The organism is Roseibium sp. FZY0029 (assembly GCF_036350355.1).
In the GTDB taxonomy this organism is placed as follows: domain Bacteria; phylum Pseudomonadota; class Alphaproteobacteria; order Rhizobiales; family Stappiaceae; genus Roseibium.
In genome coordinates, this window is sequence record NZ_JAZDVZ010000003.1 from 415610 (window position 1) to 439235 (window position 23626).

Below are 23626 nucleotides of genomic sequence, written 5' to 3' on the forward strand. Positions count from 1 at the left end.
AAACGGACCAGTTGTCACAATCAAAGTTTCAGGCCGGCCCGCAAGAATCGGACCGACCTGAAGAACTTGAATGGGTTATGCGGCAACTTTGCGGAAGACAAGCGAGGCATTTGTGCCGCCGAAGCCGAACGAGTTCGAAAGGGCGACATTGATGTCCAACTTCTTCGGCTTGTGCGGCACCAAGTCGATAACCGTCTCGACAGACGGGTTATCGAGGTTGATCGTCGGTGGAGCCATGCCATCGCGAATGGCCAGAACGGAGAAAATGGCCTCGACCGCGCCAGCAGCCCCAAGAAGGTGACCGATGGAAGACTTTGTCGACGACATTGTCAGACCCGCGGCATGTTCTCCCGCAAGACGCGTGACCGCGCCCAGTTCGATTTCGTCGCCAAGCGGCGTCGAGGTTCCGTGGGCATTCACATAGTCGATATCGGCCGGCGTAACCTGGGCGCGCTTCAGCGCAGCTTCCATGCAACGATAGGCGCCATCGCCGTCTGAGGACGGAGCGGTGATGTGGTACGCGTCGCCGGACAGACCGTAACCGATAATCTCACCGTAGATCTTTGCCCCGCGGCGAATCGCGTGTTCGTATTCTTCGAGCACGACAACACCGGCGCCCTCGCCCATCACAAAGCCGTCGCGAGCGACGTCGTAAGGACGGGATCCTTTTTCCGGGGTGTCGTTGAAAGCGGTGGACAACGCACGGCAGGCAGCAAAGCCCGCGAGCGCAAGACGGCAGACCGGTGATTCCGTTCCACCGGCAACCATTACATCCGCATCACCGAAGGCAATCAGCCGGGACGCATCGCCAATCGCGTGCGCACCGGTGGAACACGCTGTCACGACAGCGTGGTTCGGGCCCTTCAGGCTGTGACGGATGGAGACATACCCGCCGGCGAGATTGATCAGACGGCCGGGAATGAAAAACGGAGAAATGCGGCGCGGGCCTTTTTCGGCCAGCAGATGCGCCCCCTGCTCGATGCCCTGAAGGCCGCCGATACCGGAGCCGATCAGAACGCCCGAACGGGCCTGCTGTTCGTAAGTTTCGGCCTTGTAGCCGGAATCAGCCATTGCCTGGTCGGCAGCAGCCATCGCGTAGACGATGAAATCATCGACCTTGCGCTGTTCCTTGACGTCCATCCAGTCATCCGGATTGAACGCGCCTTCTACAGAGGGATCACGCGGGATCTGGCATGCGATCTGGCAAGCCAGATCGTCAACTTTGAAGTTCGAGACCTTATTGGCCCCGCTCTTTCCTTCGAGGATCTTTTTCCAAGTGACATCGACACCACAGCCAAGCGGCGTCACCATGCCCAACCCAGTTACGACAACTCGCCTCATACACCCGCACTTACGTTGGAAGGGCCAGGCGGGGTTTCGCCCCGCCGGCCCGATCTTCAAACATTCACAAGAAGGGGTTTGCCCTTACTTGTTGGCTTCCAGGAATTTGACAGCGTCGCCAACGGTCAGGATGGTTTCTGCTGCGGTGTCCGGGATTTCAACGCCGAATTCTTCTTCGAAGGCCATGACCAGCTCGACGGTGTCAAGGCTGTCTGCGCCCAGGTCGTCGATGAAGCTTGCACCTTCAACGACTTTGTCAGCATCTACGCCGAGGTGCTCAACGACGATTTTCTTTACCCGATCCGCGATATCGCTCATCTTTCACTTCCTTAGTTTTCATCTATTCGTTACTCGCGAAACTGCCCCCATCCGGTTTGCAAACAAGCGGTGGCGCGAAGTCGCGGTCTTTAAGATGTCGCCACACATCCAGGCCGGTTTATTTGACCCAAATATGCAATTCGAAACAATCGGCGGGTTGGTAACACACTTTGTTGACCTTTACCAGCCGATCCAGACCGCTTCTCAGCGGCCCGGATTCTTTTTGCCTGCTCGGCAAAAATTCCTTTTAAATCATAGCCATGCCGCCGTTGACGTGCAGGGTTTGCCCGGTCACGTAAGCGGCTTCATCGCTGGCCAGATAGACGGCGGCTGCAGCAATCTCGGCTGATGTGCCCAAACGCCCTGCGGGCACGCTCGTCAAAATCGATTCTTTTTGCTTGTCGTTCAGCGCATCGGTCATTGCCGTTTCGATGAAACCGGGGGCAATCGTGTTGACCGTGATGTTGCGGCTGGCGACTTCCCGCGCAAGCGACTTGTACATGCCGATCATGCCGGCCTTGGCTGCAGCATAGTTCACCTGCCCCGGGTTTCCGGTAACGCCAACCACGGACGTGATACCGACGATGCGGCCGGAGCGGCGCTTCATCATGCCCTTGATGGCGGCACGGCACAGACGGAAGCCGGAAGACAGGTTCACTTCCAGAACCTGATCCCACTCTTCGTCCTTCATACGCATGAAGATGTTGTCGCGCGTAATGCCCGCATTGTTCACGAGAATATCGACAGAGCCCATTTTCTCTTCGGCTGCCGGCAAAAGGGCATCGACCGCCGCGCGGTCGGACAGATTCGCCGGGGTCACAAAGGCGCGTTCCCCCAGATCGGCAGCCAGTGCTTCCAGTTTTTCAGCCCGAGTGCCGGACAAGGAGACGGTTGCGCCCTGTGCGTGGAGCGACCGGGCGATTGCCTCGCCGATCCCGCCGGTTGCACCGGTGACAAGCGCGTTTTTCCCTTCCAAGCTGAACATTTGGGATCCTTCCATTGTTCCTGTTGGGCCCTCGGCGGGCCAAATCGACGTCCCGGCCGATATACGCCTTATCCGGAGATTTTTTCCATAAGAGAGTCGATATCTTCCGGAGAGTTGACCGCAATGCCGGTCGCTTCCTTGGCGATGCGCTTGACCATGCCGGTCAGAACCTTGCCGGTCCCGATCTCGACAAAGGTGTCGACGCCATTTTCGGCAAGCCAGGTGATGCTTTCGCGCCAGCGCACGGTGCCGGTCACCTGCTGGACGAGGCGATCACGAATTTCATTCGCGTCGGTTATGGGACGTGCCAGCACATTCGCCACCAGCGGAACAGCCGGAGACCGGATTTCGGCATTTGCCAGTGCTTCCGCCATTTTCTCGGCAGCCGGCCCCATCAGGGAACAATGGAAAGGTGCACTGACCGGCAGCATGACCGCACGGCGCGCGCCCTTGGCCTTGGCGATCTCGACGGCACGCTCGACGGCAGCCAGATGACCAGAGACAACGACCTGCCCCGGTGCGTTGTCGTTCGCAGCCTGACAGACTTCTCCCTGCGCGGCCGCTTCAGCAACTTCAACAGCGACATCGAACTCAAGTCCCAAGAGCGCTGCCATCGCGCCCTGTCCGACCGGAACGGCGTTCTGCATGGCGTCGCCGCGCACCCGCAGCAGCTTCGCCGCGGTGGCAATGTCCAGGCTACCGGCAGCGGCCAGTGCCGAATATTCACCCAGCGAATGCCCTGCAACAAAGGAAACGCTTCCCGCAAGATCGAGGCCCCGGGCTTCCAGAACGCGCATGGTCGCAAGACTGACGGCCATCAGGGCCGGCTGAGCATTTGCGGTCAGCGTCAACGTTTCCTCAGGGCCGGTCCACATGACGTCGGACAGCTTCTGACCAAGCGCCTCGTCGACTTCATCGAACACGGCTTTGGCTTCGGGAAAGGCGTCCGCAAGGGCCTTGCCCATGCCAACGCCCTGACTGCCCTGGCCGGGAAATGTGAATGCAATGGTCATCTGGAAACGCCTCCGTGACTCGTGAGCGGACCTTGTTCTTCTTATAGCGACAGGTCGACGGCTTTCTAGAAAGCGGGGAAGACAGCCCATGCAGGCTGAAATCAAACTTGGCGCGAGGCTATGATACGGTCTTGCCCAAACTGTCAAGGCCCGAAGGCCAATCATTTCCCGATTTCAGGCGGTTTTGCCGGTTTTCCTTTGTCTTGTTTGTCGCTGAAATGCCCGGCAAACAGATGGGCCTCGTGTTGCTCGCGAAGCCGATCCTCCCATTACCTGCCTCGCAAACACGCTATATATACGGTGCCGAGCGATCTTCCAAATTGCGAGCCTTGCCCTTGTTGGCCGGCTTTCGGTGTTTTCCGCCGGTTGCTGCTTGCATTTTCCGTAAAACAGGGTATAGAGCGCGCTTCATCCGGGGTTTGGCCGGGGGCTGAACGGAAGGGCATGATGCCAGGATCTTTGATCGGATCCGACTTCCCGTGTTCCCGCTCTCGTTAGAATTCTCGTGCCTTTCCGGGGCTACGAGGAGGCTCTGCGCCGACCCTGCGTTGTCAACACGAAGAAAGGCTATTTCCATGCCTCTTTACGAGCACGTATTCCTGGCTCGCCAGGACGTTTCGGCCCAGCAGGTCGAACAACTCGTCGAACAGTACAAGGGCCTCATCGAAGGCGCTGGCGGTACTGTCGGCAAGGTGGAAAACTGGGGTCTGCGTTCCCTCGCATACCGTATCAAGAAGAACCGCAAGGCTCACTACACCCTTATGAACATCAACGCTCCGCACGCCGCGGTTGCCGAGATGGAGCGTCAGATGGGCCTGAGCGAAGACGTTCTGCGTTTCATGACCTTCAAGGTCGATGAGCTGGACGAAGAGCCGTCTGCAATGATGCAGAAGCGTGACCGTGACGACCGCCGTGGTGGCGATCGTGGTGGCCGCTTTGGTGGTGGCGATCGCGGCGGTGACCGCGGTGGACGCGGTGGCGACCGCGGTGAGCGCGCTCCGCGCCGCGCAGAAGGGGAGTAAGATTGATGGTTGATATTGCACAGCTCCCGAGCCGCCGTCCGTTCTTCCGTCGTCGGAAGACCTGCCCGTTCTCCGGCACCAACGCGCCGAAGATCGATTACAAGGACATCCGTCTGCTGCAGCGCTACATTTCCGAGCGCGGCAAGATTGTCCCGAGCCGCATCACCGCGGTTTCCGCGAAGAAGCAGCGTGAACTGGCCCGTGCGATCAAGCGCGCCCGCCTGCTCGGCCTGCTGCCGTTCGTGATCAGCTAAGCGTTTCTCGAAAATCTTGAGACGTTTCTTTCGGGGACACCCGGAAGACCCGAATTGGGGCCGCGGGCAAACGGCCTCTAACCACCCTCACCGGGTGGGACAGTAGGAGAAATGACATGCAAGTTATCCTTCTTGAGCGTATTGCCAAGCTCGGCCAGATGGGCGACACCGTTCGTGTTCGCGACGGCTATGCCCGTAACTTCCTGCTGCCGCAGAACAAGGCACTGCGCGCCAACAAGGCAAACCTCGAGCGTTTCGAACGCGAGCGCGTACAGCTCGAAGCTCGCAACCTTGAGCGCAAGAACGAAGCTGAAGGCGTTGCCTCCAAGCTCGACGGCGAATCCCTGGTGATGATCCGTTCCGCTGGCGAAACCGGTCAGCTCTACGGTTCCGTTTCCACGCGCGATATCGCCGACGGCCTCACCAAGGCAGGCTTCTCCGTTTCCCGCAGCCAGGTTGAACTGCGCAACCCGATCAAGACGATCGGTCTGCACAACGTTCTGATCCAGCTGCATCCGGAAGTCGAAGTCGGGATCAGCGTCAACGTTGCCCGTTCCGAAGACGAAGCTGTCCGTCAGGCCGCTGGTGAAGATCTCTCCACCCCGGAAATGGACGTCTTCGAATTCGAAGAAGATGAAGAAGCAGAAGACGCCGAAGAAGGCGCAGAAGCTTCTGAGGAAGCAACGGAAGAAGAAGCCTAAGCGCTTTCCTTCCCCTGTTGACTTGAGAAAGCGGCGCTGGTTTCAGCGCCGTTTTTTTGTTTGCCGGCAACTTTTTTGGAAGACCGCGCAGGACGGCTAATGCTGGCGTTTCAGTTTCCGGTCCAAGGCCTTGAAACTTATCGAAAATTCATTAACCAGCCGTTAACCTCTTCGAAAATATCATAAAATTCAATGACTAAGACCTAGCCCCTTGAGTCTGCAATCGAGTTCAGAGTCAAGCTGGATTCGATTCTTTCCCCGCTGATTTGCCCAAGCCGATGAGAATCGAAAACACCCCTTTTTGATCCTTGAGCCCTTACCCGTCACAGAGTATTCCCAATGAACTTGGGTCAACGGGGGACGCTATGAAGGGCACGCTGCAGAAGGTCGAAACGGAAGAAGACATCCAGCGACTGGCACCACACAATGCCGAGGCGGAGCGTCAGCTTCTGGGGGCGATTCTCGTCAATAACGAGACGTTCTACCGGGTCTCAGACTTTCTGGAACCACATCATTTTTTCGTTCCGGCACACCAGGACATCTACGAGAAGATCAGTCATCTGATCCGCGCGGGTAAAACCGCGTCGCCAATCACGCTCAAGACCTTCTATCCGGCCAACGCCAAGATTGCGGATCTGTCCGCGACCCAGTTTCTTCTGCGGCTGGCAGGCGATGCAGCCTCGATCATCAATGCCGAGGATTACGGCCGGACCATTTATGACCTGGCCATCCGGCGCAACCTGATCCGCATCGGCGAGGACATGGTCAACATCGCTTTCGATGCCCCGATCGACGTGCCGCCGTCCCAGCAGATCGACGATGCCGAACGCCGTCTGTTTGAACTGGCTGAAACCGGGCGCAGCGAGGGCGGGTTTGTCGCCTTCGGTGACGCGCTGACCGAAACCATCGAAATGGCGCATGCCGCCTACAACCGTGAAGGCGCCCTCTCCGGTATCTCCACAGGACTTCGCGAGCTCGACCGGCTCATGGGTGGTCTGCAGCACTCGGATCTGATCGTGCTTGCCGGCCGTCCCGCGATGGGCAAGACCTCTCTGGCAACGAATATTGCCTATAACATCGCCCAGTCCTACAAGGCCGAAGAGCAGCCCGACGGCTCGCTCAAAACGGTCAACGGCGGCGTCGTCGGCTTTTTCTCGCTGGAAATGTCCGCCGAACAGCTCGCAACGCGTATCATTTCCGAACAGGCGGAAATCTCGTCTTCCAAGATCCGCCGCGGCGATATCACGGAAGCGGAATTCGAGAAGCTGGCCGCCTGTGCCCAGACGATGCAGGCAGTTCCGCTGCATGTGGATCAGACCGGTGGCATTTCCATCGCGTCGCTTGTCGCCAAGGCGCGCCGCCTGAAACGCCAGCGAGGCCTCGATCTGCTCGTGGTCGACTATATCCAGCTTTTGTCGGGCTCGAACAAGAACTCCGGCAACCGTGTTCAGGAAATCACCGAAATCACCACGGGTCTGAAAGCGCTCGCCAAGGAACTGCATGTACCGATCATCGCCTTGTCACAGCTGTCCCGTCAGGTGGAATCGCGCGACGACAAACGGCCGATGATGTCGGATCTGCGTGAATCAGGCTCCATCGAGCAGGACGCCGACGTGATTCTGTTCGTGTTCCGCGAAGAATACTATCTGTCCAAAACCGAACCGGAATTCGGAACGGTAGAACATGAAAACTGGCAAAGGGACATGGAGCGCCTCAAGGGCAAGGCGGAAGTCATCATTGCCAAGCAGCGTCACGGCCCGACCGGCACCGCCAACCTTCACTTCGAAGGCCAGTACACCCGCTTTTCCGACCTTGCGGAAGAAGACCACCTGCCCGAGCGCTACGAATAGGGCGGCGACTCGCCTTCGCAAAAGGGCCGTCTTCAGAAGACGGCCCAAGCGCCAATTGCCGGCGCCTGTTCGCGCAGCGGGTTCGCATGTGTCTTCATCCACTTGCGGAAGTTCACAATGCCTGCTGCGTCGGCCTTTTATTAATCCACTGTTAAACCTCTTCACTTACTTTAAGTAGAAAGAATTTCACGAAAAATGCTTTCCAGGTGACCGCATCTTGTTTTCGTCGGCACAAAAACTCCTTGAGGAAGCTCGCATCTTTCCCCGTAAGAGATGCAAGTGGCCCGGTCTTCTGAAGCAGGAAGCGACCCATCGCCCCTGTGTGGTGGAAGATATCAGCGTCGGTGGTTGCCGCATTGCGACCAACACCAAGGGGCTGGTGCAAAATCAGCGCATCACCATTGAAATCGAAAGCCGCAAGCTGCGCTTCTATGGCGAAGTGCGCTGGATCCGGTCCGGCGAAGCAGGCGTCGAATTTCTGTATATGGATTGAGGCTGGTTTCGGACCAGATCACTACGGCAACAGCAAAAAACACTCTTCAGCGCTTCATTTGGTCACGCAGTCAATCGCTTGGCCGTTGGTGCAATTGTATCGCAATGCGGTAAGCTCTCTCACGAATTTCAGACATTGATTCTGACTGGAGAGATATCCGGACCGTGCCTGCGACTAGTGAACACGCTTTTCCTTCCGACCTTTATGGCGGACGCCTGACGATCGACCTCGATGCAATCGTTTCGAACTGGTCCTTGCTGAAAGACAAGGTGGGCGACGGTACCGACTGCGCCGCCGTTCTGAAAGCCGATGCCTATGGAACAGGCCAGGACAAAACCGCTGCGGCGCTGTATCAGGCTGGATGCAGAACGTTTTTCGTTGCAGTGCCGACCGAGGCCCTCACGCTGCGCGCCTGTCTTCCAGACGCTGTCATCTATGTGCTCGACGGGCTGTTCCCGGGCACGGCGGAGCATTTCCTGAAGCATGACATTCGCCCTGTCCTCGGCAGCCTTGAAGAACTTGTCGAATGGTCGGAGATCAGCAAGGCAGCGGGCAAGAGCTTTCCCGCAGCGGTGCACGTCAACACCGGCATCCACCGGCTTGGCCTGTCGCCGGAAGAGTTTACCCAGGCTCTGAGTGACACCACTGCCCTTGGGCCGTTCCAGCCATCGCTGGTGATGAGCCATCTGGCCTGTGGCTCCAACCCCGACCACCCCATGAACCGGCGGCAACTCCAGCTGTTCACCGAAACCACCGCCCCCTTCCCCCAGATACCGCGGTCGCTGGCAAATTCCGCCGGGGTACTGCTCGGGCCGGAATACCACTTCGAAGTTGTTCGTCCCGGGATTGCGCTTTACGGCGGACTGGCCATTGAAACAGAGCCCAACCCCATGAAGCCGGTGGCCAAGGTGGAGGCCCGCATCATGATGGTGCGCGACGTTCCGAAGGGCGACACCATTGGCTATGGCGCCAAACAGACCGCGACGCGCCCCTTGCGCAATGCCGTTGTCGCAGCCGGATACGCCGACGGCATGATCCGGCGCGCAGGTTCTACGGATGAACGCCCCGGCGGCTTCGGGATGATCGGCGGCTACAAGGCGCCTATCCTCGGCCGGATCTCCATGGACATGATTACCCTTGACGTGACAGACGTGCCAGACCATCTGCTAAGGCGCGGCGCGTTTGTGGAAATGCTGGGGCCAGGTGTTGCAGCTTCCGATCTTGCCGCTTATGCCGAAACCATCGATTACGAATATCTGACAAGCCTCGGCCGGCGGTTTGAGCGCGTCTACGCGCCCCTGAGCTGAGCCGAGAGCGAAAGGCGAACTTTCATGGCACGGCGCTCCACTTCCTTCGTCTGCCAATCCTGCGGCGCTGTTACCGCCAAATGGGTTGGTCGCTGCGAAAGCTGTGGTGAATGGAACACCATCGTGGAGGAACAGACCGGAGGCGGCGTTGGAGGCGGCCCCGGACGTGCTTCCCGCAGCAAAGGCCGCGTCATTCCGCTTGTGGGCCTTTCCGGTGACGCCAAGGAAGCCCCGCGCATTCAGACGAAGGTGCCGGAACTCGACCGGGTGACCGGTGGCGGTTTCGTGCGCGGGTCGGCATTGCTGGTTGGTGGTGATCCCGGCATCGGCAAGTCCACGCTGCTTATTCAGGCGGCTGCGCAACTGGCCAACCTCGGCCACAGGACCGTCTATATTTCGGGCGAAGAGGCCATCGGCCAGGTTCGGCTTCGGGCCGAGCGGCTGGGGCTTGCCCAGGCGCCTGTCGCACTGGCGGCGGAAACAAGCGTCGAAGACATTCTGGCAACTCTTGAAGCCGACACGGCTCCCGCCCTTCTGATCCTCGATTCCGTCCAGACACTTTGGACAGACCAGGTGGAATCCCCTCCCGGCACCGTTACGCAGGTGCGTGCATCCGCCCAGGCCATGGTGCGCTATGCCAAGAAGAATGGCACCACCCTTGTGCTGGTCGGGCATGTGACCAAGGACGGCCAGATCGCCGGTCCGCGCGTGGTCGAACACATGGTCGACGCTGTGCTCTATTTCGAGGGCGACGGCGCGCATCAGTACCGTATCCTGCGCTCGGTCAAGAACCGCTTCGGCGCGACGGATGAAATCGGCGTCTTCGAGATGACCGGCAAAGGGCTTCAGGAAGTTCCCAATCCTTCCGCGCTGTTTCTGGGGGACAGAAACACCACCGCCCCCGGCGCGGCGGTCTTTGCCGGGCTCGAGGGCTCACGCCCGCTCCTGATCGAGATCCAGGCGCTGGTGGCGCAATCTTCGCTCGGAACACCGCGCAGGGCCGTGATCGGCTGGGACAGTGCCCGCCTTTCGATGATCCTGGCGGTGCTGGAAGCACGCTGCGGCGTCCGCTTTTCGCAGCACGATGTCTATCTGAATGTCGCTGGCGGTCTCAAGATCAATGAGCCCGGAGCCGATCTTGCCGTTGCTGCGGCCTTAATCTCCTCACTCAGCGGGCTTGCCCTTCCGGCCAATTGCGTCTATTTCGGCGAAGTCAGCCTGTCAGGGGCAATCCGGCCGGTCGCCCAGGCCCCCTCCAGGCTGAAAGAAGCTGAGAAACTCGGCTTCGACCAGGCCTATTGTCCGGAAGGCAATCTCAAGGATGGCATCGTGTCTTCGTTCAGAACCACGGGTGTGCCGGAACTTGGGGACTTTGTTGCCAAACTTTCGGCGGAGGCTAGTGCTAAGGGGCAGACCTGACGCAAGATGGTGACGGGTTTGGGCGAAAGGTTTAAGCTCTTGAAAGAGCGCCAGACAGAGGATTTTTCAGGAACATGCCGATAACGCTGCTGGACGGACTGCTCTTGGTCATCATGTTCATTTCGGCGGTCCTTGCGATGATCCGCGGATTTGTCCGGGAAGTTCTTTCCATCGTTTCCTGGGTGGCAGCGGCAGCTGCGGCATTCCTGCTCTACGAGCGGGTTCTTCCTTACACCAAGCAGTATATCAACCACGATCTGGTTGCCATGGGCGTATCTGCCGCGGCGGTCTTTCTGGTCACGTTGCTTGTTGTCAGCTATATCACCATGCGGATTTCCGATTTCGTGCTCGACAGCCGCATCGGCGCGCTCGACCGGACCCTCGGGTTCGTTTTCGGAGCGGTGCGCGGTTTGCTGCTGGTCGTCGTGGCGATGATGTTCTTCAACTGGTTCGTCCAGCCGGAACAGCAGCCGAACTGGGTCAAGACCGCAAAGTCGCGCCCGATCCTGCTGTCCATCGGTGAGCGGCTGGTGGCCGTTCTGCCCGAAGACCCGGAAAAGGCGATCCTGGACAAGATCCGGCAGAACAATCAGGCCGGAGGGGGCGCAACCCCTGCAGAAGAACCGGCGTACAGCGATTCAGAACGTCAGGGACTTGAACAACTGACGACGGATAGCAACTAACAGACCTTGGTTACGATCCGGGGACATAAACCGAGACTGGGCAGGATCGGGCACCGGCTGACGGTGCAACGTTGAATGAGGCATCCCGCGCCATGACAGGTGCGGGACGATGTACCATTTGCAAAGCGGTCAACTTCTCGTCCATCGCCATGACGATGACAGACCTTTGACCGCAAGACCAGGCCGGTCCTCCCACCGGCCAGAACGAAGGAGTGTTCGCCATGGCTGGCGGAACCGACGTGCACGAACCGTTCGACATCAATGCAGACACCCTGCGCGAAGAATGCGGTGTTTTCGGCATTCTGGGTCATGAGGATGCCAGCGCGCTGACCGCGCTCGGGCTTCATGCGCTCCAGCACCGCGGGCAGGAAGCAGCGGGGATCGTGACCGTCGACAACGAGCAGTTCCGTGCGGAACGTCATCTCGGCCTTGTCGGCGATCATTTTTCCGATGCCGAGACAATCGAACGGCTGAGCGGCAAGGCTGCGGTCGGCCACGTTCGGTATTCGACGACCGGCGAGACCATCCTCAGGAACGTGCAGCCGCTGTTCGCCGAGCTGGATGGCGGCGGTATTGCAGTCTGCCATAACGGCAACTTCACCAACGCCCTCACCCTGCGCCGCCAGTTGATCCGCGACGGAGCAATCTGCCAGTCGACCTCCGATTCCGAAGTGGTCCTGCAGCTCGTCGCCCGCTCGCGCAAGGGCAAGATCGTCGAGCGCTTCATCGATGCGATCACCCAGATGGAAGGCGCCTACTCGTTGGTGGCGCTGACCTCGAAGAAACTGATCGGTGCACGCGACCCGCTCGGCATCCGTCCGCTGGTTCTGGGCGACCTCAACGGGGCACCAATCCTGGCTTCGGAGACCTGCGCGCTCGACATCATCGGTGCGAAGTTCATTCGCGAAGTTGAAAACGGCGAAGTCATCGTCTGCACCACGACGGGAATTGAATCCTTCTTCCCGTTCGGCAAACGCCCTGCCCGGCCCTGCATCTTCGAATACATCTATTTCTCGCGCCCTGACAGTGTTGTCGGAGGCCGCAGCGTCTATGACGTTCGCCGCGAAATGGGCCGTCAGCTCGCACGGGAATCCAATGTCGAAGCCGACGTCATCGTGCCGGTGCCGGACAGCGGCGTACCGGCCGCCATCGGCTTCAGCCAGGAAAGCGGTGTGCCGTTCGAACTCGGCATCATCCGTAACCACTATGTCGGCCGGACGTTCATTGAGCCGACCCAGCAGATCCGTGCTCTTGGCGTGAAGATGAAACACTCCGCCAACCGGGCCCAGATCGAAGGCAAGCGCGTGGTGCTGGTGGACGACAGTCTGGTGCGTGGCACAACGTCGGTCAAAATCGTTCAGATGATCCGCGAAGCCGGTGCCAAGGAAGTTCACTTCCGCCTCGCCAGCCCGCCGATCAAATATTCCGACTACTACGGCATCGATACGCCGGTGCGCGAGAAGCTTCTGGCCGCGAAATACGGTCTTGATGAAATGCGCGCCTATATCGGAGCCGACACCCTGGCGTTCCTGTCCGTCGACGGCATCTATAAGGCCATGGGATACGAAGGCCGTGATGATGCCAATCCGCAGTTCACGGACCATTGCTTCACCGGCGATTATCCGACGCCGCTGACCGATCTATCCGAAGATCAGGACTTCGTCAGCCCCCCGCGTCTGGTCGAGGTCGGTTAAAGCGCTCAAAACCCTTTGGACCGCCTAAATTAATGCCTTCCGGCGGTACCGCCGGAAGGCAAATTGATCTAAGAGATCACGCATGACCAAAGACTTTGAAGGCCGGATCGCACTCGTGACCGGCGCCTCCCGCGGAATTGGCTATCAGATAGCAAAGCAGCTCGGCGAACGTGGTGCGCATGTCATTGCGCTTGCCCGGACTGTCGGCGGCCTGGAAGATCTTGATGACGAGATTCGCTCCGCGGGTGGGGAAACCACGCTCGTGCCGCTGGACCTGACCGATTTCGACGCTCTTGACCGGCTCGGCGCCGCGATCTACGAGCGCTGGAAGAAGCTCGATATCTTCGTGGCCAATGCTGGCATGCTGGGCGTGCTGTCGCCCATCGGCCATATCAGCCCGAAGGACTTCGAGAAAGTGACGGCGGTGAATGTCGTTGCCAACTGGCGTCTGATCCGGTCTCTGGACCCGCTTCTGCGCCAGTCTGACGCCGGCCGTGCGCTGTTCCTGTCTTCCGTCCATGCGAGCACCTGCACGCCGTTCTGGGGTCTTCAGTCCATCAGCAAGGCTTCCGTCGAAGCCATGGCGCGGACCTGGGCCAAGGAAAGCCTGCAGACGAAGATGAAGATCAACATTGCCGACCCCGGCCCCACCCGCACGGGACTGCGGGCAAAGGCCATGCCGGGTGAGCTTGCCACCAACCTTCCCGCACCGGATGAAGTCGCGGCAGATCTTCTGCCCTTGCTGAAGCCCGACGTTCTTGAAACCGGCAGCCTGTACGACCGCGTCAGCGGAGAATGGGCCCGGGCCTAAGGCCGGGCCTTCAACGGGCAATCGCCACCGGTTGCAAAGGTGCCAGTTTGGCTCTGCGCCTTCCGATCGATGATTGGAAGGAAAGTTGCCATGCGCGCCGATATCAGCGTTATCGCTTGGGATTTCGACGGTGTTCTCAACCGCAACATCGTCGAGGGGCGGTTCGTGTGGGCAGACACGCTGGAAGACGATCTCGGTATCGCGCTCGACGCATTCGAGCGCGACGTCTTCGATGCCTCCTTCGCACAGGTCATCACCGGAAAACGGGACATCAAATGCCACCTGCAGGACTGGCTTGACCGCTGCGGTCACACACTGAATGCCGACGATCTTCTCGACTACTGGTTCGTCAAGGATGACCTGAAGGATCCGTTCACCTGCGGCTTGCTTGAACATCTGGCAGGTCATGACGTGGTTCAGGTGATTGCGACCAACAATGAAGACCGGCGCTCCAGTTACATTGAGCACCAGTCCGGCTTCGGCTCGCTCGTCAGCCAGATTTTCTCCTCCGGCCGGATCATGGCAGCCAAGCCGGATGCCGCATTCTTCACTCATGTCAGCAACACCCTCAGGGTTACCCCGTCGGAGATCCTGCTGATTGACGACAGCGCCACCAACGTTCGCGCCGCGAAGGCTCTCGGCTGGAAGGGGTTTCATTTTACCGAGCAATCGCGCCAGGAACTTGCCTCTTTTCTCAGTCTTTGACAGCATGCTGGAAATCGGCAGCTGCCTGAAAAGAGGAGCCACGAAAATGAAACTCGGTGCGTTTTCGGTCAGTCTGGCCGTCAAGGATCTTGTGAAATCAAAGGCGTTCTACGAAGGCCTCGGCTTCGTGGATGTCGGCGTTTCGAACGCGGACAACTGGACCGTCCTGAAGAACGGCGACACCATCATCGGGCTGTTTCAGGGCATGTTTGAAAAGAACATTCTCACCTTCAATCCCGGTTGGGATCAGGATGCCAGGACGCTTGAAGATTTTCAGGATGTGCGGGACATCCAAAAGGCGCTGAAAACGAAGGGATACTCTTTCGTATCCGAAGCTGACGAGGCCGGCAGTGGCCGGGCCAGCTTCATGCTGGTCGACCCGGACGGAAACCCGGTTCTAGTCGACCAGCACGTGTGAGACTGTTCAGGCAGCTTCGAACGGCGCGAAGGAACTTTCTGCGATTTCCTTCAGGTCGGCAAAGACACCGGGAGCGCCGACAACGACGCGTGCACCGTGATAAAGGGACTGGTTGATGTCCTGTTCCAGAACTTGCCCACCGGCTTCCTTGGTGATCAGCATGCCTGCAAGACAATCCCAAGCATTCATATGGGATTCGACATAACCGATCAGACGTCCGGAGGCTGCATAGGCGAGCATCAGTCCACCCGAGGCGTTGCGGAAGAAGACACCGCCCTTTGAAACCAGGGCACCGACAACATTGACAGCGTCGGTAACGGCGGTCCGGCCGTTGAAACCAACGCCAACCGAGCCATGAGAGAGGCTTTCGCTGTCGGATGCACGGATCGGCTTGTCATTAAGGAACGCGCCGTGACCGGCCGCTGCCTTGAAGGTTTCCCTTGAGACCGGATCGTGGATCACACCGACAATCACCTGGCCCTGATGGACGCAGGAAATGATGACGCACCACTGCGGAATACCGGCAACGAAGTTTGCTGTGCCATCGATCGGGTCGGTGACCCAGGTATAGCCCGAATCCCCTTCTTCCATGCCATGCTCTTCGCCCAGAATGCCGTCGTCCGGATAGCTCTTTGCGAGTTCCTGCCGGATGAGTGTTTCCACGTTGCGGTCGGCTTCCGACACCAGGTCCTGATGGCCCTTCTGCGTAACCGTGAGCGTGTCCAGCTTGCGGAAATAGTCGAGACCAAGCTCGCCAGCCTTTTCGGCAAGGGTGACGGCAAATTCCAGCCGGTCGATGGACATGGTTCAAACTCCCTTAAAGTGTCGATGGCGGCGGGAAGCAGCGTTTCCGCCGGGAAAGAAGAAAACCGGCCGGCAGCCGGCATGCGCCGGCTGCACTCCCCGCTCAGCCCCGTTTTCTCTTCGGAGCGTAAGGGTTCTCGCCTTTGCGGTAGGACAGGCGAATGGGGGTACCGTGAATGTTGAAAGACTGGCGCAGCGAATTGACCAGATAGCGGGTGTAGCTTTCCGGCAATTGCTCCGGACGCGAACAGAAGACCACGAAATGCGGTGGCCGCGTCTTGGGCTGGGTCATGTACCGCAGGCGCACCCGGCGCCCGGCAACGGCAGGAGGCGGATGGTTTGCTGTAACCTTGTCCAGCCACCGGTTCAGCTTCGCGGTCGAGACGCGCGCGTTCCAGGCTTCATAGGCGGTAAAGACGCTTTCGATGAGGCGGTCGATCCCCTGCCCCTGCTGGCCGGACAAAGTCGCGATCTGAACACCGCGGATCTGGTTGAAGTACCGTTCGTTGGCGTCCTTGATCTTTTTCCAGGCTTCTTCGCGGTCTTCGATCAGGTCCCACTTGTTGATCGCCACCACCAGTGCGCGGCCTTCACGCGCGACCAGATCGATGATCTGCAGGTCCTGTTTTTCAAAGGACATGGTGGCGTCCAGCGTCACGACGACCACCTCGGCGAACTTGATCGCGCGCAGGGCATCGGCAACGGACAGCTTTTCGAGCTTTTCCTGAACACGCGCCTTCTTGCGGATCCCAGCTGTGTCAAAAAGCTTGATGTGCCGGTCGCGCCAGACCCAGTCGACGGAAATGGAATCGCGCGTGATGCCCGCTTCCGGTCCTGTCAGCATACGATCTTCGCCCAGCATGCGGTTGATCAGCGTCGACTTGCCCGCATTGGGACGGCCAACGATCGCAACGCGCAGGGGCCGTTCAACCGTACCGACCGGATCTTCTTCCTCGACGAATTCACCGTCTTCGTCGACATCGACGTTGGTGATTGCCTCTTCGCGCTTGGCCTCTTCTTCTTCCGTCACCCGGTCGACATGAGGTTTCAGCGCGTCATAGAGATCAGCCAGCCCTTCGCCATGTTCGGCGGAGATTGCAATCGGATCGCCCAGGCCAAGCGAATAGGATTCGTAAAGCCCGCTCTCTCCCGCCCGACCTTCCGCCTTGTTCGCAAGCAGGATCACCGGACGGGTGGTCTTGCGTGCAACTTCGGCGAAATGGGCATCGAGTGGCGTGACACCGGCACGAGCGTCGATCACGAACAGGACCGCGTCGGCGGTTTCGATCGCTTCTTCGGTCTGCCGGCGCATGCGGCCTTCAAGGGACTCCTTGTCCGCATCTTCGAGACCGGCGGTGTCGATGATCGTGAAGCGCAAGTCGCCCAAACGGGCATCGCCCGGCCGCCGGTCGCGCGTCACACCAGGTGTGTCGTCTACCAGCGCCAGGCGCTTGCCCACAAGGCGATTGAAAAGGGTGGACTTGCCGACGTTCGGCCGTCCGATAATGGCGACAGTAGCGCCCACAGCAGTTCTCCTGATAGGCGGACCTCTCGGGCCCGCCTCAAATGCTAGTTGAAGGCAGCGACGCCGTCATTGCCAGTCAGCACGATAATCCGGCCACCGGCGACGATCGGTGTCACATAGACATCCGTATTGGTCCGCTGCGTCAACATGGTTTTACCGGAAGCGGCATCCACGATTGCGATCTGGCCGTCGCTGGAAAAGGCAACCAGTGCCCCGTTCGCCAGGATCGGGCCAGCCCAGTTGCGGCGCTTCTTTTTCTTTTCCGGACGCGGCAAGGCCGTTGCCCAGAGGGTTTCCCCGTTTTTCAGATTGAGGGCGACCATACGGTCGTCAAGGTCAACCATGAACAGCGCGCTGCCGGAGACAACCGGCGTGTGCACGCTGCCGAGATTCTGTTCCCAGCGACGCTGGCCCGTGCGGGCATCGACCGCAACCGTGCGCCCGGCAACGCCGGTCGCGTAAACCGTGCTGCCGGAGACAACCGGGCTGGCCGAGACATCCGCTAGGCCGGACAATGCAAGCGTCCTGAAGCCGCGCGACACGCCGTCGATCCAGGCCGGTTCACCGGACTTGATGTCGATCGCCATGATCTCACCGGAGGAGAACGGCACGATGACGCGGTTGCCGGAAATGGCCGGGTTGGCCGCAGACAAGAGACCGGCGGTTTCCTCGATACCAGCATAGGTCCAGGCAACGCTGCCGTCGGACTGTTTCAGCGCATAGACTTCGTTGGACTGGGACACGACAATGACATGCCCGGCGCCTGCAACAGGTGCGCCGCGCGCCGGTGTGTCGATGTCGACTTTCCAGATTTCCCGTCCGGAACCGGCTTCGAGCGCCGCGACCTGACGATAGCTGGTAGCCGCATAGACCACGCCGCCTTCAACCGCGACACCACCACCCGGCCCGACATCCCTCTCGCCTTCCGGACGCAGGTTCTGGGTCCACTGGCGTGCACCACCCGTCGACAGGGCGACGACTTCACCATTGGGTTTGTAGACGTAGATACGGCTGCCATCGCTGACCGGGCGGGAAGACACCCGAAGCGCGGAGGTTGTCAGACCGCCGCCGGACGAGCCGACCTGGGCGCGCCAGGCGCGGTTGCCGGAAACGGATACGGCAACGTTGCCCGGATCGTTGGTCAGGCCACCACCGGCCGTCGTCCACGACTGACCGCCCGTTGCCGCGCCGATCTTGGCGGACTGGCCGAGCGCCTCGGCTGCCGGGTCGGCACCATCAAAAACAGGCTGGCGCTCACCCTTGAGGATCTTTTCGCGGGCGAACGGATTTATATTCTCGGTAAATTCACTGACCGACCCGCACCCGGTCAGGACAAGCGACAGGGCTATTGCGCCAAAAACACCGCGTCTGCGGAAAGAAACGGTTACAAAACTCACTGGTTGTTTCCTTCACTGTCCGCTGTGGCTTCGCCGTTGCTGGACCGGATGACATCACCGAGGATCGACACGCGCCGGCTTACATCTGCGGGCGTTTCGGTGTCCTCTTCAATTGCTGAAATCCATTTATTGGCCGTCTCGATGTCGCCAGCCTTCCAGGCACTTAGAGCGAGAAGTTCACGTGCTGCTGCACGGAACGGACCGGTGTCTCCGGTCAGTTTCTCGATCCGGTCGGCGATCTCGCCATATGATTGTGTATCGACGGCGAGGTATGCGGCGCGCAGGGCCGCGACATCACGCAGGGCTTCCATGATACTGCTGTCGCGCGATAGGGCATCGAACTCTGCAAGAGCTTCTTCCGTCTTGCCGGAATTGGAAAGATCGGTGGCCTGGCGCAGTTTCGCCAGGGCAGGATAGCCCCCCAGCGCATTGTCCAGTTCACCGTAGAGAGCGGCTGCTTCTTCGTAGTTCTGGGCTTCGGACAGCTTCACGGCTTCGAAGAATGTATCGCCCGCGCTCTGCGACTGCTGTTCCTGCCAATAGAGCCAGCCGCGATAGCCGCCGGTTCCAACAACAATCAAGACCGCAACGCCAAGCACCCATGGACCGAACCGGTCCCAAAGCCGACGGTATTTCTCCTGGCGGATATCTTCATCGACTTCACGAAAAATGTCAGACATGCGTGTCTATTTCCTGCATTCACTTCTGCTGCCCGGCACGTCTTGGCCGGGTGCGGCCCCTTCTTGAGTGGCGCACATTATCCATTTGATCCGGCTCGGGCAATTCCCTGAAGGGGCTTAAAACGGTCCTTCATGGCGCAAGTGGGGCAATCCGGCAGGAAATGCCGGATTTCTCACGTAATTTCAACCACCGCAGCGGCTATCACATCACCGGCACGCCTATCAACAGCGCATGCAGTTTCCAGACGAACAGTCCGTAGAGAACGAGACCCAGCAGAATCACGACAAGATCAGAGTATTTTCCAGGCTTTGCCGAAGCCAATGCACCGATCTGCCCTGCCCCCGGCCCACGGCGTTTGACGGAAATCCGGTCAGCCACTGCCCAGGCCAGAAACCCGCCGAACAGAAGCACCGATGCCAGATCACCATTTGCAAGAAGGTGAGCAAAGGCCCACAGCTTTACAGCCGCGAGCATCGGGTGTTTCAGCGTCGTCTTGATCCGGGAGGGTACATAGGCCGCGACCAGGAAAATGAACACGGGAATCATGAACAGCATGGTGACGTGGCGCAGCCAGAACGGCGGCTCGTAGAGCACCGGAGCCCCCTCGAAGCGCGCCACACCATAGCCGTAGACGATCAGGCCCAGCCCGACGAAGGACAAGAGCGTGAACAGCCCCTTGTAACCCGTCTCGCCAAGTCTGGAGACCAGCCCGTTGCGCGTTGCCGGAACCATCGGCAACGTGTGAATTCCCAAAAACAGCACAAGGCCGGCGATCAACAAGGCCATACCCGCTCTCCCTCTTTTGCCCGCAGGCGGGCGTTCGCCTTCAAATCATGGCGTCCCTAGCGGCGAAGATAGGAGGCCGGTGAAGCAGCCGCAACCGGCTTCAAGCGAGCAATTTACCTGCCTCAGCGGCCGCAAGGGCTTGTGGACGACTGGCCTGGTGCTCGATGTCTACGAAGGTTCCGGTTTCCGCCGATTTCAGGATGGACACCATGACATCGACTGCGTGCAGGGCGCGCTCGAGAGAACAGCGGAACTCACTTGCGTCATTTCTCAGGAGGGACTGTGCCATGTCGGCCAGGCCGGCGGCGCGGTAGTTCGCCCGGGGCGTCCCGTTGTCATCGACATTCGCTGCTCCAAAGGGATGAACTGCGCCATCAAGCGGTTTTGCCGTTCCGTCTTCGGCAACCAGGCTTACGTCCCCGCCGAAAAAGTTTGGATCTGCGAGAAAAAGCGTTCCTTTGGTTCCATAAAGCTCCATCGGAGGGTGCTTGTGGGCCCAGACGTCCCAACTGGCTGTCAGCGTCACCTTGGCACCCGTCTGGAATTCCAGGATCGCATGGATCGTCGTCGGGGTGGTGACGTCGATCTTTTCGCCTTTGCGAGCGCCATTTCCGATCGTTCTGCTTTTGAAGGGCATGCCCGACATGGCGCACACTCGCTTGACCGGCCCGATCAGATTGAGGAGCGCGGCGATGTAATAGGGCCCGAGATCAAGGACGGGACCGCCACCGGGCTTGAAGAAAAAGTCCGGATTGGGATGCCAGTGCTCCATGCCGTGGCTCATGACATGGCATGTGCCGCCGACAATCTCACCAACCTGTCCTTCGTCGACAGCCTTGCGGGCAATCTGATGCGCCCCGCCCAGAAACGTATCCGGTGCACAGCCGACCTTCAGGTGTTTCTTGCGCGCCAGGTCAGCAAGTGCCTGCCCATCCCGGATCGACAACGCCAGCGGCTTTTCCGAATAGACGTGCTTCCCGTGTGCCAGGATTTCGTGAGACACCAGATAATGCGCATCGGGAACGGTGAGATTGACGATCAGATCGATGTCATCTGCAAGAAGCAGATCATGCACGGTGAGTGCACGCACGCCATAGTCGAAACCGCGCGCTTCCGCCGCCTGACGGTTCAGATCTGCACAGGCCCTGATTTCAAGGCCGCTGAACTTCGGCGCCAGATCAAAGTAGGTTTTTGAAATCGTGCCGCATCCGATAATGCCGATGCCCAATCTGCTTGCCATGAACATCTCCAAAGATTCGTTGCAGACATCCTAGGGCAAAGACCGCGTCTCGGAAATCGATTGGATGCCGCGACGTGTGGCGCAGATCAGTTCGGTACGGCGCACTGCCGGCAGGTGCCGCGCAGCTCTATGGTCGTGCGGGACAGTTGAAAGCCTTCGCTCCTTGTCCAGTCCTGCAACAGGGTCATGGCCTTGACCGGCGTAAATTCACTGACCTCGCCGCATTTTTCACAGATGGCGAAGGCGGCCGTGCCATGGCTGGAGCAGCCCTTGTGCGAACAGGCGACGAAGGCATTGAGGCTTTCCAGGCGGTGGACCATTCCGTATTCCACCAGCTTGTCGAGCGCCCGGTAAACCTGGAGCGGCGCACGAAACCCGCTGTCGCGCAACAGATCCAGAATCGCATAGGCCGTCAGAGGTCCGCCTGCGTCCGACAGCGAGCCGAACACCAGGGCCTGGTTCTTGGTCAGTTCGGGATGTGTCTCAACGCTCACGGACGATCTCCTTTCGTGCTCGAACTCACCCTTCTCACGATTTGCACACCCGGGACAAGGCTGACGACAAACAGAGCCATCGCCGCAACCACGATGGAAGGCCCGGACGGCGTATCATAGGTCAACGAACTGTAGAGCCCGCCGACGACGGCGGCAGCTCCTGTCAGGGCAGCGATGACGGCCATCTGTTCCGGTGAAGATGACAGGCGCCGTGCAGCGGCAGCCGGAATGATCAAGAGTGCGGTGATCAGCAGTGCGCCTATGATCTTGAGCGAGATGGCGATGACGATGGCCGTCAGCAACATGAAGATGAGCTCTGTCTGCTCGGGCTTCAGCCCCTCCCCCGCGGCGAGGTCCGGGCTGACGGTGGCGGCGAACAGGCGGCGCCAGATCACCACCAGAACAGTCAGTACCAGCGCGCCGCCGCCATAGATCATGGCAATGTCCAGCGGCGTCACAGCCAGGATATCGCCGAAGAGCAGACCCAGCAGATCGACCCGGACCCAGGTCATGAACGCAAGACACACGAGCCCCAGAGCGAGCGCTGAATGGGACAACAGGCCAAGCAGAGCGTCGGAAGACAGCGTATCGCTGCGCCGCAGGGCCATCAGCACGACGGCAAGAAGGATTGAAACGGCCCCGACGGCCAGCGTGGTGTTGACGTTGAGAAGCAGCGACAGGGCGACCCCCAGCAGGGCCGCATGCGACAGCGTATCGCCGAAATAGGCCATTCGACGCCAGATGATGAAGCAGCCAAGAGGCCCGGCAACAAGTGCCACGCCAATACCGGCAATCAACGCGCGGGTGAAAAAATCATCCAGCATTTCGAATGCCGCCTTCTTTTTCCGCGGACGCATCGCCGTGAGAATGATGATGATGCTCACCTGAACACGAGGAACACAGGGAACCGTCCGCGTGACGCACCTTTCCGTCCGGCAGGTGAACATGGTCGTGATGATGTTCGTACACTGCGATTGCGGCGTTGCGCCGGTTACCGAACAGCGCATGGTACCGGTCGTCGCGGCTGACATCCGAGGGCGTTCCGCGGCAACAGACATGGCCATTGAGACAGATGACCTGATCCGCCGCCGCCATCACCACATGAAGATCGTGCGAGATCATCAAAATGCCGCATCCGAGCGTCTTACGGATTTCGGAAATGAGATCGTAAATCGCAATTTCGCCCGCATAGTCCACGCCCTGCACCGGTTCATCCAACACCAGCAGGCCGGGATTGCGGGCAATCGCACGCGCCAGCATGACCCGCTGCATTTCGCCGCCCGAGAGTGTGCGCATTTGCGATTGGATCAGCCGTTCGGCCCCTGTGCGTGCCAGGGCAGCGCGGCACTCCGCGTCGGACAAGGGGTTGGTAAGCCTCATAAACCGGGCGACGGTCAGCGGCAGGGTCCAGTCGATGGCGAGTTTCTGCGGCACATAGCCGACCTTGAGACCCGGCTTGCGGTCGGCGCTGCCTTCGCTCGGGCTCAGGATACCGAGGGCCATCTTGGCCGTTGTCGACTTGCCAGAGCCATTGGGGCCGATCAGCGTCACGATTTCGCCGGGCGAGACCGAAAGATCGACCCCGCGCACAAGCCAATCACCGCCTTTGCGGACGCCGGCACGGTCAAGCTGTACAAGCCTGGTATCTGAAATTGTCATAGTCCTGAAAGCCTGCTGCGCTCAAT

General features: G+C 59.5%; 25 protein-coding genes. 12 read left to right on the forward strand and 13 right to left on the reverse strand.

What is annotated here, in order from left to right:
- Positions 1-75: 75 nt before the first annotated feature.
- The 4 genes from fabF to fabD all read right to left on the reverse strand — a co-directional run bounded on the left by fabF (position 76) and on the right by fabD (position 3657).
- Positions 76-1341 (reverse strand): beta-ketoacyl-ACP synthase II, encoded by a 1266-nt coding sequence (gene fabF / locus V1T76_RS10260; RefSeq protein ID WP_330560569.1) that lies wholly within the window; start codon positions 1339-1341, stop codon positions 76-78.
- Positions 1342-1425: 84 nt separating this feature from the next.
- Positions 1426-1659: an acyl carrier protein gene (locus tag V1T76_RS10265; protein WP_006931822.1), complete on the reverse strand. Its 234-nt coding sequence runs from the start codon at positions 1657-1659 to the stop codon at positions 1426-1428.
- A 247-nt stretch (positions 1660-1906) separates the two neighbouring features.
- Entirely contained in the window at positions 1907-2644 is a 738-nt protein-coding gene (gene fabG, locus V1T76_RS10270; RefSeq protein WP_330560570.1) for a 3-oxoacyl-[acyl-carrier-protein] reductase, read from the reverse strand.
- 68 nt (positions 2645-2712) lie between these two features.
- Positions 2713-3657, reverse strand: a complete 945-nt coding sequence (fabD, locus tag V1T76_RS10275; RefSeq protein ID WP_330560571.1) for an ACP S-malonyltransferase — start codon at positions 3655-3657, stop codon at positions 2713-2715.
- A 575-nt stretch (positions 3658-4232) separates the two neighbouring features.
- Between fabD and rpsF the strand changes: the two genes are divergently transcribed.
- The 12 genes from rpsF to V1T76_RS10335 all read left to right on the forward strand — a co-directional run bounded on the left by rpsF (position 4233) and on the right by V1T76_RS10335 (position 15014).
- Positions 4233-4679: a 30S ribosomal protein S6 gene (gene rpsF, locus V1T76_RS10280; RefSeq protein WP_330560572.1), complete on the forward strand. Its 447-nt coding sequence runs from the start codon at positions 4233-4235 to the stop codon at positions 4677-4679.
- A 5-nt stretch (positions 4680-4684) separates the two neighbouring features.
- Positions 4685-4933, forward strand: a complete 249-nt coding sequence (rpsR, locus tag V1T76_RS10285) for a 30S ribosomal protein S18 (protein ID WP_023003964.1) — start codon at positions 4685-4687, stop codon at positions 4931-4933.
- Between the two features lie 116 nt (positions 4934-5049).
- Entirely contained in the window at positions 5050-5634 is a 585-nt protein-coding gene (rplI, locus tag V1T76_RS10290) for a 50S ribosomal protein L9 (protein ID WP_330560573.1), read from the forward strand.
- A gap of 365 nt (positions 5635-5999) precedes the next feature.
- Positions 6000-7484 carry a replicative DNA helicase gene (locus V1T76_RS10295; RefSeq protein WP_006931816.1) on the forward strand — a complete coding sequence of 495 codons (1485 nt, stop codon included), beginning with the start codon at positions 6000-6002 and terminating at the stop codon, positions 7482-7484.
- A 217-nt stretch (positions 7485-7701) separates the two neighbouring features.
- Positions 7702-7977 (forward strand): PilZ domain-containing protein, encoded by a 276-nt coding sequence (locus tag V1T76_RS10300; protein WP_330560574.1) that lies wholly within the window; start codon positions 7702-7704, stop codon positions 7975-7977.
- Positions 7978-8141: 164 nt separating this feature from the next.
- Positions 8142-9284: an alanine racemase gene (gene alr / locus V1T76_RS10305; protein ID WP_330560575.1), complete on the forward strand. Its 1143-nt coding sequence runs from the start codon at positions 8142-8144 to the stop codon at positions 9282-9284.
- 24 nt (positions 9285-9308) lie between these two features.
- On the forward strand, positions 9309-10703 hold the full coding sequence (radA, locus tag V1T76_RS10310; protein ID WP_330560576.1) for a DNA repair protein RadA: 1395 nt from the start codon (positions 9309-9311) through the stop codon (positions 10701-10703).
- 74 nt (positions 10704-10777) lie between these two features.
- Positions 10778-11386 carry a CvpA family protein gene (locus tag V1T76_RS10315; RefSeq protein WP_006931812.1) on the forward strand — a complete coding sequence of 203 codons (609 nt, stop codon included), beginning with the start codon at positions 10778-10780 and terminating at the stop codon, positions 11384-11386.
- A 221-nt stretch (positions 11387-11607) separates the two neighbouring features.
- Positions 11608-13080, forward strand: a complete 1473-nt coding sequence (gene purF, locus V1T76_RS10320; protein ID WP_330560577.1) for an amidophosphoribosyltransferase — start codon at positions 11608-11610, stop codon at positions 13078-13080.
- Positions 13081-13162: 82 nt separating this feature from the next.
- Positions 13163-13891 (forward strand): SDR family NAD(P)-dependent oxidoreductase, encoded by a 729-nt coding sequence (locus tag V1T76_RS10325; protein ID WP_330560578.1) that lies wholly within the window; start codon positions 13163-13165, stop codon positions 13889-13891.
- 90 nt (positions 13892-13981) lie between these two features.
- Entirely contained in the window at positions 13982-14596 is a 615-nt protein-coding gene (locus tag V1T76_RS10330; protein ID WP_330560579.1) for an HAD family hydrolase, read from the forward strand.
- A 46-nt stretch (positions 14597-14642) separates the two neighbouring features.
- Positions 14643-15014 (forward strand): VOC family protein, encoded by a 372-nt coding sequence (locus tag V1T76_RS10335; RefSeq protein ID WP_330560580.1) that lies wholly within the window; start codon positions 14643-14645, stop codon positions 15012-15014.
- Between the two features lie 6 nt (positions 15015-15020).
- Here V1T76_RS10335 and V1T76_RS10340 read toward each other — a convergent pair whose 3' ends face one another.
- From V1T76_RS10340 to V1T76_RS10380, 9 genes are all read right to left on the reverse strand, one after another.
- Entirely contained in the window at positions 15021-15818 is a 798-nt protein-coding gene (locus tag V1T76_RS10340; protein WP_330560581.1) for an inositol monophosphatase family protein, read from the reverse strand.
- Positions 15819-15921: 103 nt separating this feature from the next.
- Positions 15922-17343 (reverse strand): ribosome biogenesis GTPase Der, encoded by a 1422-nt coding sequence (der, locus tag V1T76_RS10345; protein ID WP_330560582.1) that lies wholly within the window; start codon positions 17341-17343, stop codon positions 15922-15924.
- A gap of 44 nt (positions 17344-17387) precedes the next feature.
- Positions 17388-18740 (reverse strand): outer membrane protein assembly factor BamB family protein, encoded by a 1353-nt coding sequence (locus V1T76_RS10350; RefSeq protein ID WP_330560583.1) that lies wholly within the window; start codon positions 18738-18740, stop codon positions 17388-17390.
- Complete coding sequence (locus V1T76_RS10355; RefSeq protein WP_330560584.1) at positions 18737-19420, reverse strand: tetratricopeptide repeat protein; 684 nt, start codon at positions 19418-19420, stop codon at positions 18737-18739. The genes V1T76_RS10350 and V1T76_RS10355 overlap by 4 nt, the downstream gene beginning before the upstream one ends.
- A 202-nt stretch (positions 19421-19622) precedes the next feature.
- Positions 19623-20207 (reverse strand): NnrU family protein, encoded by a 585-nt coding sequence (locus tag V1T76_RS10360; RefSeq protein WP_330560585.1) that lies wholly within the window; start codon positions 20205-20207, stop codon positions 19623-19625.
- A gap of 100 nt (positions 20208-20307) precedes the next feature.
- Positions 20308-21447 (reverse strand): Gfo/Idh/MocA family protein, encoded by a 1140-nt coding sequence (locus tag V1T76_RS10365; RefSeq protein WP_330560586.1) that lies wholly within the window; start codon positions 21445-21447, stop codon positions 20308-20310.
- A gap of 86 nt (positions 21448-21533) precedes the next feature.
- Complete coding sequence (locus V1T76_RS10370; RefSeq protein WP_330560587.1) at positions 21534-21941, reverse strand: Fur family transcriptional regulator; 408 nt, start codon at positions 21939-21941, stop codon at positions 21534-21536.
- Positions 21938-22798, reverse strand: coding sequence for a metal ABC transporter permease (locus V1T76_RS10375; RefSeq protein ID WP_442970113.1), 861 nt, complete (start codon positions 22796-22798; stop codon positions 21938-21940). Before V1T76_RS10375 ends, V1T76_RS10370 begins: the two co-directional genes overlap by 4 nt.
- Positions 22755-23600, reverse strand: a complete 846-nt coding sequence (locus V1T76_RS10380) for a metal ABC transporter ATP-binding protein (protein WP_330560589.1) — start codon at positions 23598-23600, stop codon at positions 22755-22757. Before V1T76_RS10380 ends, V1T76_RS10375 begins: the two co-directional genes overlap by 44 nt.
- Positions 23601-23626: the final 26 nt, after the last annotated feature.